Below are 14238 nucleotides of genomic sequence, written 5' to 3'. Positions count from 1 at the left end.
GTACATTCGACATATTTCTACCGTCTGTTCTGCCGCATTTGCGAATGAATTCGCTCCCACCTGGCCACATCCCCACAGGTAACCGGATCGTTATGGCAACTGATCATCCAGATGCTTGTTCTTCCACCCGTCATTGCCCGGCAATAGCAGGTTCAGCGCGATAGCTGTTACCGCGCACAGGGCAATACCCTTCAGGCCGAAATCGTCCGGGCCGTTGCCCGTTCCGATCAACACGCCGCCGATACCAAACACCAACGTCACCGAGACGATCACCAGGTTGCGGGCTTCGGCCAGGTCGACCTTGTGGCGTATCAGGGTGTTCATGCCCACCGCCGCAATCGAACCGAACAGCAGGCAGAGAATCCCGCCCATCACCGGCACCGGAATGCTTTGCAGCAGCGCACCGAACTTGCCGATGAATGCCAGGGTGATCGCAAACACAGCCGCCCAGGTCATGATTTTCGGGTTGTAGTTTTTGGTCAGCATCACTGCGCCCGTGACTTCGGCGTAGGTGGTGTTGGGTGGGCCGCCAAACAGGCCCGCCGCAGTGGTAGCAATGCCGTCCCCGAATAGCGTGCGATGCAGGCCAGGCTTCTTCAGGTAATCACGGCCCGTCACGCTGCCCACTGCGATCACGCCGCCGATGTGCTCAATGGCGGGCGCCAGCGCCACAGGGACGATGAACAGAATCGCCTGCCAGTTGAACTCCGGAGCGGTGAACGCAGGCAAAGCGAGCCAGGGCGCCCCGGCGATTTTTGCCGTGTCGACGACGCCAAAGTAGAACGACAGCGCAAAGCCCACCAGTACGCCGGAGATAATCGGCACCAGACGGAAAATGCCCTTGCCGAACACGGCCACGATCAACGTGGTCAGCAGCGCAGGCATCGAGATCAGCATCGCGGTGCTGTATGGAATCAGTTCCGCGCCGTCGCCGCTTTTACCCATGGCCATATTCGCGGCAATGGGTGCCATCGCCAGGCCGATGGAGATGATCACCGGACCGATAACCACCGGCGGCAGCAGTCGGTCAATGAAGCCAGTGCCTTTGATCTTCACGGCCAGGCCGAGGAAGGTATAGACGAAACCTGCCGCCATGACCCCACCCATGGTTGCCGCAAGACCGAACTGGCCTTTGGCAAGAATAATGGGAGTGATGAACGCGAAGCTCGACGCCAGGAACACCGGCACCTGACGCCCGGTGACGATTTGAAACAGCAATGTACCCAGGCCAGCGGTAAATAGTGCGACGTTAGGGTCCAGCCCTGTGATCAGCGGCATCAATACCAGCGCGCCGAATGCCACGAAGAGCATCTGCGCACCGGACAGCACGGTGCGCCACAGTGGATCGTTGAACTCGTCCTGCCTCATCACGCGTCCTTTTGCTTGGTGCCGAAAATCTTGTCACCGGCATCGCCAAGGCCCGGGATGATGTAGCCGTGCTCATTGAGGCGTTCGTCGATGGAGGCGGTGTAGATCATGACGTCCGGGTGGGCGGCTTCAACTACTGCAATACCTTCCGGCGCAGCAACCAGCACCATCGCACGGATTTCCTTGCAGCCGGCTTTTTTCAACAGGTTGATCGTGGCAACCATCGATCCGCCGGTAGCGAGCATCGGGTCAATGATCATGGCCAGACGTTCGTCGATTTCCGGAACCAGTTTCTCCAGATAAGTATGGGCTTCGAGGGTTTCCTCGTTGCGTGCCACACCCACGGCGCTGACTTTGGCGCCCGGAATCAGGCTGAGCACGCCGTCGAGCATGCCGATACCAGCGCGCAGAATCGGTACGACAGTGATCTTCTTGCCTGCGATCTTTTCGACCGGGACAGTACCCGCCCAACCCTGGATATCGTAGGTCTCCAGCGGCAGATCGGAGGTGGCTTCATAGGTGAGCAGGGCACCGACTTCCTGAGCCAGCTCACGGAAGTTCTTGGTGCTGATATCGGCGCGGCGCATCAGGCCGAGCTTGTGGCGGATCAGCGGATGGCGGATCTCACGAATAGGCATAGGAAAAAGCTCCGGCGTGGGCAAAAAAACGGCCTAGGTTAATCTATTCAGCTGTTACTGTCCTACGTGCCTTGCGGTGTTTTCAGACAATTCCTGACACGTTAGTCCAGAATTGCTTGCCCTGACTGGAGCGGATGCGTACCTTTGCCCGCTTTTCTTACACTGCCCCCAGGAGAGCGCCATGTCCGCTGATCTCGAGCATATCCGTCAAATCATGCGCGAAGCCGACTGCCTGTACACAGAAGCTGAAGTCGAAGCGGCCATTGCTCGCGTCGGTGCGCATATCAATGCCGAGCTGGCTGACCGCAATCCGGTCGTATTCTGCGTGATGAATGGCGGCCTGATTTTCTCCGGCAAGCTGCTGACGCACTTGAACTTCCCGCTGGAAGCGTCCTACCTGCACGCTACCCGCTACCGCAATGAAACCAGCGGCGGCGATCTGTTCTGGAAGGCCAAGCCCGAAGTTTCGTTCATCGACCGCGACGTGCTGATCATCGACGACATCCTCGACGAAGGTCACACCCTGGGCGCGATCATCGACTTCTGCAAACATGCCGGTGCCCGAGCGGTGCACACCGCCGTTTTAATCGACAAAGACCATGACCGCAAAGCGCGTCCTGACCTGAAAGCCGATTTCGTAGGCTTGCCATGCATTGACCGTTACATCTTCGGTTATGGCATGGATTACAAGGGTTACTGGCGCAATGCTGCCGGGATTTATGCGGTTAAAGGGATGTAATAGCGGACGTGTTTTTGTGGGAGCGAATTCATTCGCGAAGAGGCCGGTACATTCAACGCACAGTGGCCGGCTTTGATAACGCATTCGCGAATGAATTCGCTCCCACAGGATCTCCTGCCCGCGGAGATCAGACTTTCCGCATGCTAAAGTGCCAGCCCTGTCCTTGCGGGAAGTCGAAATGAAGCTTTTGATCCGTAGCGCAACACTCGCGCTGTTGTGCTGCCTGCCAGTTGCAGCGCCTGTTTCAGCTGAACCCATGCACGCCCAATACCTGCCGCCAGACGACCTGAATCTGCGTGAAGGGGAACCCGAACAGCAGCAATTGCTGCAGATCACCGAGTACTCGGTCGTGGTGGGTAATCAGCGTCAGTCCAATCAAACACCAATCCCCGTAACAGCCCCGGTACTGCTGCGTCTCAAAGGCAAGCCAATGAACAAGGGCGCTACGATCAATGAGGTGCTGATTCATTTCGATGGCGAGAGCAAAAGCCTGAAGAAACCGGTCTTTGATGACAAGAGCCGCGTGCTCAATCTCTATTACCCGGTCGCGCAATATCGAACACTGATGGATCTGCTGCGCAACGAGAAGCTTTACTGCCAGTTCCTGAGCTATGCCAACGGCCATATCTGGGCCGACCTGCACACTGGGGCGGTGCGTACTCGTTGAGGCTTTTGCCGGGCGAGGGGTAAACTGCCCGCCGGTTAACAAGTCAGCGATCCAGTTGGAGTACGCAATGCGTAAAGATAAAAAGCAGTTGATTGGTGATGAGATCGGTGACGAGCAGGTTAAAGCGTTCCTGCTCTTCGAACCGGTTGACGCTACTTCGCCATCCTTGCACAAGCTGATCAAGGCTTACCGCGGTTTGCGGGTCAATGATTTCGAGCGCTTTCTGGTGTTCTTCCTTGAGGCCGGTTACGACCTGGATGGCAAGGACGAGCAAGGCAATGATTTCATTGCGACGATCAAGGACCAGCGTAACGCCGACGAGTACATTGAGCTGATCGAAAAAGCTCGCGGTTGAGGTTTTTTCGGTCAAAAAAAACGCCCCGAGGGGCGTTTTTTTTTACCGGCAGAATCAGGCGATGCTGTGTGCTTCGCTGTGTTTCTCGACCAGTTCCAGGCGCTCGTTGTTCTGGGTGCTGACCCGCTCGTAAAGCTGCGCGTCGGTTTCCAAAGCTTTTTCCCGGGCCGGGAAGATCTCATTCAGTTTGCTTGCCCACTCACCGCGGGCTTTTTCCGGGAAGCAGCGCTCGATCAGGTCCAGCATGATCGAAACGGTGACCGAAGCTCCTGGCGAAGCACCCAGCAGTGCGGCAAGGGAACCGTCCTTGGCCGAGACCAGTTCGGTACCGAATTGCAGAACGCCGCCTTTCTTGGGGTCTTTCTTGATGATCTGCACGCGCTGGCCTGCAATTTCCAGGCGCCAGTCTTCGGCTTTCGCTTCGGGATAAAAGCGGCGCAGGGATTCAAGACGCTGTTCCATGGACTGCATGACTTCGCTGACCAGGTATTTAGTCAGGTCCATGTTGTCGCGGGCCACGGCCAGCATCGGTTTGATGTTGGCGAGACGTACCGACAGCGGCAGGTCGAGGAACGAGCCGTGTTTGAGGAATTTGGTGGTGAAACCGGCGTAAGGTCCGAACAGCAGGGATTTCTTGCCGTCGACGACGCGGGTGTCCAGGTGCGGCACAGACATTGGCGGCGAGCCAACCGCTGCCTGGCTGTAGACCTTGGCCTGATGGTGTTTGACCACTTCAGGATTGTCGCAGCGCAGCCACTGGCCGCTGACCGGGAAGCCGCCAAAACCTTTGCTTTCCTCGATGCCTGACATCTGCAGCAACGGCAACGCCGCGCCACCTGCGCCCAGGAACACGAATTTCGCGTCGATTTCACGGGTGCTGCCGCTGTTCACGTCCTTGATGCTGACGCTCCAGCCAGCGCCTTTTCGGCTCAGGCCGGTGACCCGCTTGCTGTACTTGACCTGTGCATCCGGACCGCTGCTCAGGTGCTTGAGCAGTTGATTGGTCAGGTTGCCGAAGTTGACGTCGGTGCCGTTCATGACCCGCGTTGCGGCGATCTGCTCGTTGGCAGGGCGGCCGGGCATCATCAGCGGCATCCACTCGGCCAGGGTCGCCTTGTCTTCGGTGTATTCCATGGACGAGAACGCATGGTGCGTGCGCATGGCTTCAAAGCGGGTCTTGAGGAAGGCGATGCCTTTCTCGCCCTGCACGAAGCTCAGGTGCGGCACTGCACTGATGAAGCTCTTCGAGGAGCCGAAGGTGCCTTTTTGCGTCAGGTAAGCCCAGAACTGTTTGGAAACCTCGAACTGGGTATTGATTTGCACGGCTTTCTTGATGTCGATGGAACCATCAGCTGCCGGCGGGGTGTAATTGAGTTCGCACAGACCCGCATGGCCGGTACCGGCGTTATTCCACGGGTTGGAACTCTCCGCAGCGCCAGAGTCCATCAGCTCAACGACTTCCAGCTTGAGGCCGGGGTCGAGCTCCTTGAGCAGCACGGCGAGGGTGGCACTCATGATGCCCGCCCCAACCAATACCACATCGACTGCTTCGTTATGCGCCATTAACGCGTCTCCAAAATCTGCAGCACCAAATTGACGGCATACGATCCTGAGGTCAGATGCCTGGTAGCGGGACTTTGTTCAAAGTTGTGTCCCGATAATCCTGGCCAGGATCTGCATGTCCGATTCTTCGCAATTCTTCGCATCATCAACGGAGGCCACCAAACGGGCTTGAATTCATCAAGTCAGCATGAACGCATTTTTCAGCCCGGTCAGCCATTCGACTATCGTCAAGGCATCCGTTGTGCAACCAAATCCGTAGCGGACAGGCTTCAGACTCCAGTCGTGGAGGCTGCGCAGCAGCAATCGATCCTGTTCAAAATGGCTGGGTCAGATGCTAATGGTGCATTTACAAACGCGTACCTGTTCATTTGCTCGCCACACTCTTGTGAAGTAGTGAAACCCGTTTTTCCGCGCTCTTTTGGAGACGCGAACCTCAACCTCAAAAGGGCTGCGCGATGGCAGCACCGGCAGGTCAGAGACATGCGATCCGGCGTGTTGGCGAGCGATACGGATTCAAAATATTCGAGCCCGTCAGCACCGATCAACACGCGCATCTGCGTAATCGTGACCTGTGTGGGCGGCTCTCTGTGGGCATTACGAAGGCGCTAATCCGGGGATTAGCCATGCTGCGAGGCCCGATCAGGAGACGTCCTTATAATCGGGGGAAGATTATAGCGATGAAACGACAGGAATTGATCGTATTAAGTGACTTTTATTCGGTTTGCAGTCAGGCCATGTGCAACTGGCGGGCTGCAGGTTGTCCGGCGCGGCGGGTGATGCGGGCATTGAGGGGCAGTGGCTTGTTCAGCCAGGACAGATTCTGCTCCGTGACTTCAACCCAGTCCTGGCCGGCTGGTGGCTGGGTGCACTGCTTGAAAGCGCAGCAAACGCCACGTTGATCGATGCGCGCGTAGTTGCGGTACTGGGGGCGAGCAGCAAAGAGTGACCAGATAAAGTCCATGGGGTGGCTCCCGATTGGTTTAGGCGCAATTCTGCACACCGCACATGACACCATCGTGACGTAGGTGTTGCTGAACCATTGCATGTCTGGCGCGGTCCGATTTTCACTGGTTGGCGGTGCTGGGAGGCCGCTATACTGCGGCACATTTAGTGCCTGGCCCATTGGAGAGATGAGCATGCTGCGTCGCATTTTGTTTGGTTTGCTTGCTGTAACGAGTCTGACTCTGGTTGGCTGTGCCCACAGCCCGCAACAACTTAGCCCGCAGCCCAAGCTGAACGCCCAGCTGGCGCCGGTAGGTCGTGGTCAGCCTGTGATGGTGCGTGTGGTCGATGGTCGCCCGAGCCCGACCCTGGGTACTCGCGGTGGCATGTATCCGGAAACCAGCGCCGTTAGCGTATCCAGTGCTGACGTAGTGCCCAAGCTGCAGGCTCAGGCAGAAGCTGCCGTGCGGTTGCTGGGCTTCACCCCGTCGCCTAACGGCGGCGGTCCACAGCTGACTATTACTCTGGCGGATCTTAAGTACCAATCCCCGAAAGAAGGCCTGTATGTGACTGAAGCGACTATCAGCACTACATTCCGTGCCGAAGTGAAGAACAATGGCCGCGCTTACGCCGGTCGTTATGCCGCTTCGCTGGATCAGCGTTTCGGCATGGCGCCGAATCAGGAAACCAATACCCGTCTGGTCAGCGACGTGTTGAGCGATGCCCTGACGCGTCTGTTCCAGGATCAGACCATCGGCAACACGCTGGCTCAGTAAAACCTGCGCTGTTGTAAAAAAAGCCCGGCTCTCTCACGAGATGCCGGGCTTTTTTGCGCCAAGGAGCAGCAGGAAGTTGATCTGAGCGCGGTCTTTTGTAGGAGTGAACTTGTTCGCGATAGGCCAGTAGAGCCAACAAATCATTGCCTGATGAAACACCGCTTCGCCAACAAGTTGGCTCCTACAGGATTAGAAAGCGATCAAGCCGCCTGCTGATAAAAATCCAGAAAGCTGAATCCCGTCTGCAGATCCATGTCTGGCAGGTCGTGGTGCTGGTGACCACCAAGGGCGCAATACACGAGCCAGTGACGATCCTGAACATTGAAGGACCATGCGTCGATCAAGGCTTCCTGTTCATCGCTCGGGGCAATCAGATAAAGGCGGTCCTGGTTTTTGGCGTGCAGCATGTGAAGCTCCATTGGGTCGAAGTTCTTCCTCGAAGGAGCCATACAGTGCCCGGATCAGGTTACGTTCACATGACGATAATGAAAATTGTCTGACAAGTTTCGGGCGTAAAAAAGGCGCTGAATATCAGCGCCTTTTTACCATCAGCAGGATCAGAGCGGGATACCAGCCTTGACCCGGTACTGATTGCGCACCGGCGTCGCGTATTGCTGGATCAGGTAAGGACGGTGCTCTGCCGGGCACTCGTCGAGACGGCGTTGCCATTCTTCCTGAGCTTTTGCCAGCTCCGGCGCGGCAAATACATCCTTGGCCAGGGGCACATCGAGCGTCGCGTCCGCATCGGCCCATTGTGCATACGCCAGGTAATGCACCGGGAACAGGCGGTAGCCACCGAGAATCTGCCGGTCCATTTCCGTAGCCAGCGCCTTGGTGTCTTCGAACAGCTCGGTAATGGGCGGAGCAAAGTTCACGTGGACACGGCCTTTATAGCCGGTGATACCCAAGGCGATGCTGACATCATCTTCGCCCGGCACTTTGGTGTAACTGCCGGTAGTAGCGCGAATATAAAGCTCCCGGGCCTTGGCCTGATCGCAAGGATCGTACTCATAGCTGATCGACACTGGCGTCAGGTTCAGTGACTTGATCACCTCGGCGAACGGCTCGTCCTTGCGGCTCATGTGAAACATCTTGAGGATCGCCGACTCGGTACGGTCATCACCGTCCTTGGCACGGCCTTCGGCCTGGGCAATCCAGATCGACTGGCAGTCATTGCGAATCGAGTGGTTGATGTAAGCCGATAACAACTGATAAGCCGCCATCTTTTCGCGACGCCCGGCGATAGAACGGTGCACGATGAAGCTTTTGTTCAGGCGCATCAGGTCGCTGACAAACGGCTTTTGCAGCAAGTTGTCGCCAATCGCGATGCGCGGTGTTGGCAGGCCAGCGTGGTAAACCGCGTAATTGACGAAGGCCGGGTCCATCACGATGTCGCGGTGGTTGGCCAGAAACAGATAGGCGCTGCCGGATTTGAACTGCTCGACACCGGTGTAGGTCACACCGTCGGTAGCGCGCTCAATGGTGTGATCGACGTAGTACTCGACCTTGTCCTGCAAAGTAGCGACCGAATTGATACCAACGAACTGACGGCGCAGTTTGCGGGCAATGATCGGTTGTAATGCCCAGCCCAAAGCGCCCGCCAGTTTAGGGAAGCGGAAGCGGGTCAGGATCGATAGAAATTCTTTGTCGCTGAGCAAACGCTCAAGTACCGCTGAGACTTCAGCGTCGTTGTAAGGTCGGATGGCATCAAATTCGCCCATCATGCTCTCTTGTTAAGGGTGACAAAAATAGGGGAGGCCGGGTCTGGAAATTGCGTCCAGACTCTGTCGGAGCCTTCAAAGAGCGCGATTATACGCACAACTGAACCCGGAGACCGCGATGCAGGAAATTCAGAGTTACGACTGCCCTTACTGCGGTGAGCCTGTTGAGGCCGTGCTGGATCTGTCCGGCGGTGATCAGCAGTACATTGAGGATTGCCCGGTATGCTGTCGGCCCATCGTATTCGACCTGCAAACCGATGGTGAAGACTGGAATCTGGATGTTCGCAGCGAGAACGAGTGATGCAGAAAGTTTACGAGCCTGAAAATCTGATGGAAGGCGAACTGTTGCAAGGCATGCTCGCCAGCGAAGGGATTGAAGCGCACCTGACCGGTGGGCACTTGCTGGGAGCCCTTGGCGAGTTGCCGGCCCTCGGGCTATTGGGCCTGCTGGTGGATAACGATGAGGTCGAGCGGGCGCGGCAGTTGATCACTGAGTACAATGCGGCGCTGCCCTTCTCTGGAGGCGAGCCCGGTGATGAGCCGGACAATTTCCCTGACGTGCTGGTGTGTTGAGCGGCGTAAGCGCCTTTTCTTCACCGCTCAGCACGTCCAAACGAGTTTTGTTGCCCCATGTGTGGACGTTATGCGCTGTTTCGTTGGACGCCCGCTTTTGCGGCCTTGCCCGGTTTTCCGGCTGACCAACAGGCGCAGTGGAATATCTCTCCAGCAGATTCTGTGCTCATGTTGCGCGCCACCGCTGGAACTGACGGCGATCTTGAACTGGCCCGGGCGCGTTGGGGACTGACGCCACCCTGGCTGACTGATCTATCGCGAACCCCGGCCCATGCCCGTGCTGAAACCATTGCCGAGCAACCCATGTTTCGCGAGGCCTTTCGCTTGCGCCGCTGCCTGCTGCCCGCCAATGGCTTTTATGAATGGCGCGGCACGACGCGCAAACGCCCATTCTGGCTGACACCGGGGGAGGGCTCAGCGCTGTTTTTTGCAGCGATATGGGAAGCTTATCCGGTGCAGGGCCATACGTACCTGAGTGTCGCGGTGGTTACGCAGCTGGCCGCGAGTCAGCGGCGTCCGTTGATTCTGGACGCGCAAGGGCAGAAGGACTGGCTGGCGGCCGACACGCCGCTGCCGACCTTGCAAGCCTTGCTCGCCGCCCCGCAAACCTCTCTGCGCGAGCGCCCGTTGGCAAATCTTGTCAACGACCCGAAGTTAAACGCGCCGGAGTGTTTGACACCGTTGTGATGGTTGCTTCAGGAACAAACACAGGACGTGCAGGCGCTCACCGAGGTTACAGGATTGGGTTCAATCCGGAAGATTAAAGCCATTTGCCGCGCGGGCCCTTACACCTTGAACTGATTAATCAACCGCCGCTGTTGCTCGGCCAGTTTGGTCAGCTCTGCACTGGCCTGGCTGGACTCGTCCGCGCCGCTCGCAACTTCGTTGGCCACCTCGCCAATGTTTGTCACGTTACGGTTGATGTCCTCGGCGACCGAGCTCTGCTCTTCGGCGGCGCTGGCGATCTGGGTGTTCATGTCGTTGATGACCGAGACCGCTTTGGTGATGGTTTCCAGTGCCTGCGCAGCTTCTGCCGCATGGCCGACACTTTCTTCTGTCTTGCCCTGGCTTTGCTCCATCACCTGCACCACCTGGCGAGTGCCGTTTTGCAGTTGCTGGATCATGGACTGGATTTCCTGAGTCGCCTGCTGCGTCTTCTGCGCCAGATTTCGCACTTCATCGGCAACCACGGCAAACCCGCGACCCTGCTCACCTGCGCGAGCGGCTTCGATGGCGGCATTGAGGGCCAGCAGATTGGTTTGCTCGGCAATGCCGCGAATGGTAGTCAGGATCGCGTTGATGTTTTCACTGTCGGCAGCGAGTGTCTGAACCACCCCTACAGCGCGGCCGATCTCCGACGCAAGGGCGCTGATGGAGTTCGAGGTGTTCTGTACGATTTTCATCCCCTGGCTGGCAGCGCCGTCGGCATGGCTCGCCGCTTGCGCCGCCTGGGTAGCGTTACGGGCGACGTCCTGCGCGGTGGCTGTCATCTGGTGAACGGCGGTGGCAACCAGTTCGATTTCCGACATTTGCTTATGCACGCCCTGATTGGTGCGTATGGCGATGTCGGCAGTGTGTTCCGAGGAGTCACTGACCTTCTGCACAGAGGCAACCACCTGGGTGATCATGGCCTGCAGCTTGCTCAGGAACGTATTGAAGCGAATCGCGATCTGGCCGACTTCATCCACCCGGTCACTTTTAAGACGGCGGGTCAGATCGCCTTCGCCCTGGGCAATATCGTCCAGCATCAGCACCATTTGTTTAAGCGGTTTCGCAATACCGCGGGACACCAGCCAAATCACCACCAGTCCCAGTGCAGCAATAATAAGACCGACCAAGGCCATACCGAACACGTCGTCTTTGCGTTGCTCTTCCAGGTCATCGTGAAGCTTCTTCACGTCCGTCATGGCGGCCTCAAGAGGCACCTGAATCATCAAGGTCCAGCGCGCTTCGGTCGTGCCGATACTGAAGGGCATGTAGACCTCAATGTGGCCGTGGTCCCGGTCGATGTCGTAAAGCACCTCGCCTGCAGCAATCTTCTTCAGGTTCTCGACTTCGTTGGCATCAAGGATGGTCGTCGCTTTCTCTCCCAGCTTGCTGGCGTCTTTGGTGTAGGCCACCAGCGAGCCGCCAGTGGAGATCAATGCCATCTCACCTGCGCCGTCGTACAGTTTTTTGTCAGCGGTAGTCAGCATGTCCTGGATGAAGTTGACCGACAGGTCCGCGCCGACGATGCCTTGAAATGTTCCGTTGACCATGATGGGTTCAATGAAAGAGGACAGCATCACCATCTTGTCACCGACTTTGTAGGGCGCAGGGTCAATGACGCAGGGCTTTTTGGTATCGCGCGAGCACATGTAGTACTCGCTGGCGCGCACACCGGTGGAGAGCAATTTGGTGTCTTCCAGGCTGGCCAGTTTTTCCAGGGCCAGCGATCCATCGGTATTGCGATACCACCATGGCATGAAGCGACCGGTTGCCGGGTCGGCGCCGGTGGTGGATGAGCCAACGTAGGTAGCATCATCATTATTTAGCGCTTTCGGCTCCCAGCCGATGTAAGCACCCAGCACTTTCGGATTCTGTTCTACGGTGTGGCGCAGCATGTTGAGCAGTTGCTCACGGCTGGCTTTCAGCTGTGGTTCGCCTGCTTTGTCGGTAACGCCCAGCAATGCGTTGACTTGGGCCAGGCCTGCGGTGATCAGCAACGGCGCTTCCAGCTCGCGTTTTATCTCGCTGGCCTGGGTTTGAACCAGTGCACTGAGACGCTGTTCCATGACGTGTTCGAAGAGGGACTGAGTTCGCTCATCCATCAGTTCCTGGGTACGTTCGTTGGCGAAAACCGAGTAGAGCACCAGGGCGGCGACGACAGAAAGGACAATCGCACCCGCCAGCGCTGCGATGGAAGACTGGATCGATTTGAACTTCATGAGAGCTCCATGCATGGCTTAACGCTATCTATCGCTATCGGCATTTATTTCTGGATTCATGAGTAACGGTCCGACAAATGGCGTGGATCGTGCCGATGTGTCGTTTACGGGTATGAGGCAGGCGGGAACCATAATGGGTCCGTGCGGACAAAGCCGCTGTCAGCCAGCATCTGGCGCATCCGTCGTTCACCGCCTAGGATGAGCGCCATGTTCAAAGGGAGATCCATCATGCGTCAGAAATTTGCTCTATGTGCCTTGAGTGCCGCCTTGCTGCTTGGCGGGTGTCAGGCCGTGAATACCACCAGTGGCGATTCGGTCGGTGTAGAGCGCAAGCAATACATGTTCAGCATGCTCTCGACCGATGAGGTCAATCAGATGTATGCCCAGTCCTATAAAGAAACCGTTGGCGAGGCGTCGACCAAAGGCGTGCTGGACACGACCAGCGCCAATGCCAAGCGCGTGCATGCCATTGCCGACCGCCTGATCGGTCAGGCACCCAAGTTGCGCCCGGATTCTGCGCAGTGGCAGTGGGAAGTGAATCTGATCAAAAGTGATGAGTTGAATGCCAACTGCGGCCCTGGCGGCAAGATCATTTTCTACACCGGTCTGATCGACAAGTTGAAGCTGACTGACGATGAGATCGCGGCGGTGATGGGCCACGAAATCGCCCACGCCTTGCGCGAGCATGGGCGCGAGTCGATGTCCAAGGCCTACGGCGTTGCGATGGCCAAGCAAGGGGCGGGTGCCATTCTGGGCCTGGGGCAGGACAGCATGGCGCTGGCCGATACCGTGGTGAATTACAGTCTGACGCTGCCTAACAGTCGCGGTAACGAAAACGAAGCAGATCTGCTCGGCCTGGAGCTGGCAGCCCGTGCGGGTTACAACCCGAATGCCGCTATCACCCTTTGGCAGAAAATGACCCAGAACTCAGGCGGTTCACAACCTGAATTCATGAGCACTCACCCGGCTTCGGAAAGCCGTATTGCGTCGTTGCAAGCCGCAATTCCCAAGGTGATGCCGTTGTATAACGCTGCCAAAAAATCCTGAGTACGCCCATTGGCAGGAGCGCGCTTGCCCGCGATAGGGCCTGTCAGATCGACAATTTTTTATCTGGTCTGACGCCATCGCGGGCAAGCGCGCTCCTACAGGTCAATGTCGTTATACCCAGCCACTCACCTGCATCGCCTTGTAGACCGCAACCAGCGCAAGGACGAAGAAAGCGCCTGCCGCCAGACGGCGGATCAAGGTCAGCGGGAGTTTTTCGGCTGCGAAATTACCTGCCAGTACCACTGGCACGTTGGCCAGCAACATACCCAGCGTCGTACCCAGAATGACCAGCCACAGGTAGGAATATTGCGCGGCGAGCATGACCGTGGCGATTTGCGTCTTGTCGCCGATCTCGGCGATGAAGAACGCGATCAGCGTGGTCATGAACGGGCCAAACTTGCGTGCGGTATTGGCCTCGTCGTCATCCATTTTGTCTGGAACCAGCGTCCACAGGGCCGTTGCGGTGAAGCTCGCGGCGAGAATCCAGTGCAGGGTAGCGTCTGAGAAAAAGCTGCTGAACCAGGCACCAACGGCACCAGCGGCGGCGTGGTTAGCCAGGGTTGCGGCAACGATGCCAGCGATGATTGGCCATGGCTTGCGAAAGCGAGCAGCCAGAATAAGGGCAAGAAGTTGGGTCTTGTCACCTATTTCGGCAAGCGCGACAACAGCGGTGGGGACCAACAGGGATTCCAGCATCAGGTTTTCCTAAGGGGCGGGTCGACACGGCTATGACACGTACAGCCTCCCCGCCCCGGGTAAGGTGTTCGTGTCATAGGTCTTGTCAAACCACCGATCCGTCTGAGCGGATTCGGGGTCGTACGCACCATGGTCTGAGGACCAAGTATGTTGATGCGTACCGGACGAGCATGGCGCTCGTGGGAGACTACTCCCCTAGGACGGAGCGGATTCTGCCTTCAGCTTT

The 14238-nt window shown here is 57.4% G+C and carries 16 protein-coding genes, 1 pseudogene and 1 riboswitch; of the genes and pseudogenes, 8 read left to right on the top strand and 9 right to left on the bottom strand.

The annotated features are described in order from the left end of the window. Positions 1 to 90: 90 nt before the first annotated feature. Together RX972_RS00395 and upp are read right to left on the bottom strand one after the other, a co-directional pair. A complete protein-coding gene (locus RX972_RS00395; protein WP_122395490.1) occupies positions 91 to 1368 on the bottom strand; it encodes a uracil-xanthine permease family protein in 1278 nt (425 codons plus the stop codon). Beyond that, positions 1368 to 2006, bottom strand: coding sequence for a uracil phosphoribosyltransferase (gene upp / locus RX972_RS00390; protein WP_027902892.1), 639 nt, complete (start codon positions 2004 to 2006; stop codon positions 1368 to 1370). The genes RX972_RS00395 and upp overlap by 1 nt, the downstream gene beginning before the upstream one ends. Before the next feature lie 181 nt (positions 2007 to 2187). Here upp and RX972_RS00385 point away from each other — a divergent pair, with 181 nt between their 5' ends. The 3 genes from RX972_RS00385 to RX972_RS00375 all read left to right on the top strand — a co-directional run bounded on the left by RX972_RS00385 (position 2188) and on the right by RX972_RS00375 (position 3767). Then, complete coding sequence (locus tag RX972_RS00385; RefSeq protein ID WP_027902893.1) at positions 2188 to 2745, top strand: hypoxanthine-guanine phosphoribosyltransferase; 558 nt, start codon at positions 2188 to 2190, stop codon at positions 2743 to 2745. 178 nt (positions 2746 to 2923) lie between these two features. After that, positions 2924 to 3412 (top strand): hypothetical protein, encoded by a 489-nt coding sequence (locus RX972_RS00380; protein WP_027899525.1) that lies wholly within the window; start codon positions 2924 to 2926, stop codon positions 3410 to 3412. A gap of 67 nt (positions 3413 to 3479) precedes the next feature. Then, entirely contained in the window at positions 3480 to 3767 is a 288-nt protein-coding gene (locus RX972_RS00375) for a PA4642 family protein (protein ID WP_316872100.1), read from the top strand. Positions 3768 to 3821: 54 nt separating this feature from the next. On the opposite strand, the gene mqo is transcribed toward RX972_RS00375, so the two are convergent. Continuing rightward, positions 3822 to 5330 (bottom strand): malate dehydrogenase (quinone), encoded by a 1509-nt coding sequence (mqo, locus tag RX972_RS00370; protein ID WP_316872099.1) that lies wholly within the window; start codon positions 5328 to 5330, stop codon positions 3822 to 3824. A gap of 727 nt (positions 5331 to 6057) precedes the next feature. After that, on the bottom strand, positions 6058 to 6291 hold the full coding sequence (locus RX972_RS00365) for a hypothetical protein (RefSeq protein ID WP_316872098.1): 234 nt from the start codon (positions 6289 to 6291) through the stop codon (positions 6058 to 6060). Positions 6292 to 6466: 175 nt separating this feature from the next. On the opposite strand from RX972_RS00365, the gene RX972_RS00360 reads away from it, so the two are divergent. Next, positions 6467 to 7048: a YajG family lipoprotein gene (locus RX972_RS00360; protein WP_255881353.1), complete on the top strand. Its 582-nt coding sequence runs from the start codon at positions 6467 to 6469 to the stop codon at positions 7046 to 7048. Positions 7049 to 7248: 200 nt separating this feature from the next. Here RX972_RS00360 and RX972_RS00355 read toward each other — a convergent pair whose 3' ends face one another. Both RX972_RS00355 and RX972_RS00350 read right to left on the bottom strand, forming a co-directional pair. Beyond that, the gene (locus tag RX972_RS00355; RefSeq protein WP_027899530.1) at positions 7249 to 7455 is read right to left on the bottom strand and encodes a hypothetical protein; all 207 of its coding nucleotides are present in this window, start codon (positions 7453 to 7455) and stop codon (positions 7249 to 7251) included. 150 nt (positions 7456 to 7605) lie between these two features. Beyond that, positions 7606 to 8769, bottom strand: a complete 1164-nt coding sequence (locus RX972_RS00350; protein ID WP_316872097.1) for a 1-acyl-sn-glycerol-3-phosphate acyltransferase — start codon at positions 8767 to 8769, stop codon at positions 7606 to 7608. 118 nt (positions 8770 to 8887) lie between these two features. On the opposite strand from RX972_RS00350, the gene RX972_RS00345 reads away from it, so the two are divergent. The 3 genes from RX972_RS00345 to RX972_RS00335 are packed head-to-tail and all read left to right on the top strand — an operon-like array spanning position 8888 to position 10029. Continuing rightward, complete coding sequence (locus RX972_RS00345; RefSeq protein WP_027899532.1) at positions 8888 to 9070, top strand: CPXCG motif-containing cysteine-rich protein; 183 nt, start codon at positions 8888 to 8890, stop codon at positions 9068 to 9070. Further along, a complete protein-coding gene (locus RX972_RS00340) occupies positions 9070 to 9342 on the top strand; it encodes a putative signal transducing protein (protein ID WP_027899533.1) in 273 nt (90 codons plus the stop codon). The genes RX972_RS00345 and RX972_RS00340 overlap by 1 nt, the downstream gene beginning before the upstream one ends. Positions 9343 to 9399: 57 nt before the next feature. Next, positions 9400 to 10029, top strand: a complete 630-nt coding sequence (locus tag RX972_RS00335) for an SOS response-associated peptidase (protein ID WP_122705650.1) — start codon at positions 9400 to 9402, stop codon at positions 10027 to 10029. 98 nt (positions 10030 to 10127) lie between these two features. Here RX972_RS00335 and RX972_RS29335 read toward each other — a convergent pair whose 3' ends face one another. Both RX972_RS29335 and RX972_RS29330 read right to left on the bottom strand, forming a co-directional pair. Then, positions 10128 to 10871, bottom strand: coding sequence for a methyl-accepting chemotaxis protein (locus RX972_RS29335; RefSeq protein ID WP_410478180.1), 744 nt, complete (start codon positions 10869 to 10871; stop codon positions 10128 to 10130). A 111-nt stretch (positions 10872 to 10982) separates the two neighbouring features. Beyond that, positions 10983 to 11186: pseudogene (locus RX972_RS29330) on the bottom strand (HAMP domain-containing protein); the annotation flags it as partial. A gap of 1311 nt (positions 11187 to 12497) precedes the next feature. On the opposite strand from RX972_RS29330, the gene RX972_RS00325 reads away from it, so the two are divergent. Next, complete coding sequence (locus RX972_RS00325; RefSeq protein ID WP_027899536.1) at positions 12498 to 13316, top strand: M48 family metallopeptidase; 819 nt, start codon at positions 12498 to 12500, stop codon at positions 13314 to 13316. Positions 13317 to 13427: 111 nt separating this feature from the next. Here RX972_RS00325 and RX972_RS00320 read toward each other — a convergent pair whose 3' ends face one another. Next, positions 13428 to 14012, bottom strand: a complete 585-nt coding sequence (locus RX972_RS00320; protein ID WP_122808037.1) for a TMEM165/GDT1 family protein — start codon at positions 14010 to 14012, stop codon at positions 13428 to 13430. An 88-nt stretch (positions 14013 to 14100) separates the two neighbouring features. Next, positions 14101 to 14220, bottom strand: a riboswitch (yybP-ykoY riboswitch). Between the last annotated feature and the right edge of the window lie 18 nt (positions 14221 to 14238).

The sequence above is a fragment of the Pseudomonas syringae group sp. J309-1 genome (assembly GCF_032582135.1).
GTDB lineage: Bacteria > Pseudomonadota > Gammaproteobacteria > Pseudomonadales > Pseudomonadaceae > Aquipseudomonas > Aquipseudomonas quasicaspiana.
This window is presented reverse-complemented; position numbering and strand designations above follow the sequence as displayed.

What these genes read in the sequence shown, in the direction of transcription:
- RX972_RS00395 (WP_122395490.1), bottom strand. Translation starts at nt 1,368, where the DNA reads ATGAGGCAGGACGAGTTCAACGATCCACTGTGGCGCACCGTGCTGTCC.
- upp (WP_027902892.1), bottom strand. Translation starts at nt 2,006, where the DNA reads ATGCCTATTCGTGAGATCCGCCATCCGCTGATCCGCCACAAGCTCGGC.
- RX972_RS00385 (WP_027902893.1), top strand. Translation starts at nt 2,188, where the DNA reads ATGTCCGCTGATCTCGAGCATATCCGTCAAATCATGCGCGAAGCCGAC.
- RX972_RS00380 (WP_027899525.1), top strand. Translation starts at nt 2,924, where the DNA reads ATGAAGCTTTTGATCCGTAGCGCAACACTCGCGCTGTTGTGCTGCCTG.
- RX972_RS00375 (WP_316872100.1), top strand. Translation starts at nt 3,480, where the DNA reads ATGCGTAAAGATAAAAAGCAGTTGATTGGTGATGAGATCGGTGACGAG.
- mqo (WP_316872099.1), bottom strand. Translation starts at nt 5,330, where the DNA reads ATGGCGCATAACGAAGCAGTCGATGTGGTATTGGTTGGGGCGGGCATC.
- RX972_RS00365 (WP_316872098.1), bottom strand. Translation starts at nt 6,291, where the DNA reads ATGGACTTTATCTGGTCACTCTTTGCTGCTCGCCCCCAGTACCGCAAC.
- RX972_RS00360 (WP_255881353.1), top strand. Translation starts at nt 6,467, where the DNA reads ATGCTGCGTCGCATTTTGTTTGGTTTGCTTGCTGTAACGAGTCTGACT.
- RX972_RS00355 (WP_027899530.1), bottom strand. Translation starts at nt 7,455, where the DNA reads ATGCTGCACGCCAAAAACCAGGACCGCCTTTATCTGATTGCCCCGAGC.
- RX972_RS00350 (WP_316872097.1), bottom strand. Translation starts at nt 8,769, where the DNA reads ATGGGCGAATTTGATGCCATCCGACCTTACAACGACGCTGAAGTCTCA.
- RX972_RS00345 (WP_027899532.1), top strand. Translation starts at nt 8,888, where the DNA reads ATGCAGGAAATTCAGAGTTACGACTGCCCTTACTGCGGTGAGCCTGTT.
- RX972_RS00340 (WP_027899533.1), top strand. Translation starts at nt 9,070, where the DNA reads ATGCAGAAAGTTTACGAGCCTGAAAATCTGATGGAAGGCGAACTGTTG.
- RX972_RS00335 (WP_122705650.1), top strand. Translation starts at nt 9,400, where the DNA reads ATGTGTGGACGTTATGCGCTGTTTCGTTGGACGCCCGCTTTTGCGGCC.
- RX972_RS29335 (WP_410478180.1), bottom strand. Translation starts at nt 10,871, where the DNA reads ATGTCGGAAATCGAACTGGTTGCCACCGCCGTTCACCAGATGACAGCC.
- RX972_RS00325 (WP_027899536.1), top strand. Translation starts at nt 12,498, where the DNA reads ATGCGTCAGAAATTTGCTCTATGTGCCTTGAGTGCCGCCTTGCTGCTT.
- RX972_RS00320 (WP_122808037.1), bottom strand. Translation starts at nt 14,012, where the DNA reads ATGCTGGAATCCCTGTTGGTCCCCACCGCTGTTGTCGCGCTTGCCGAA.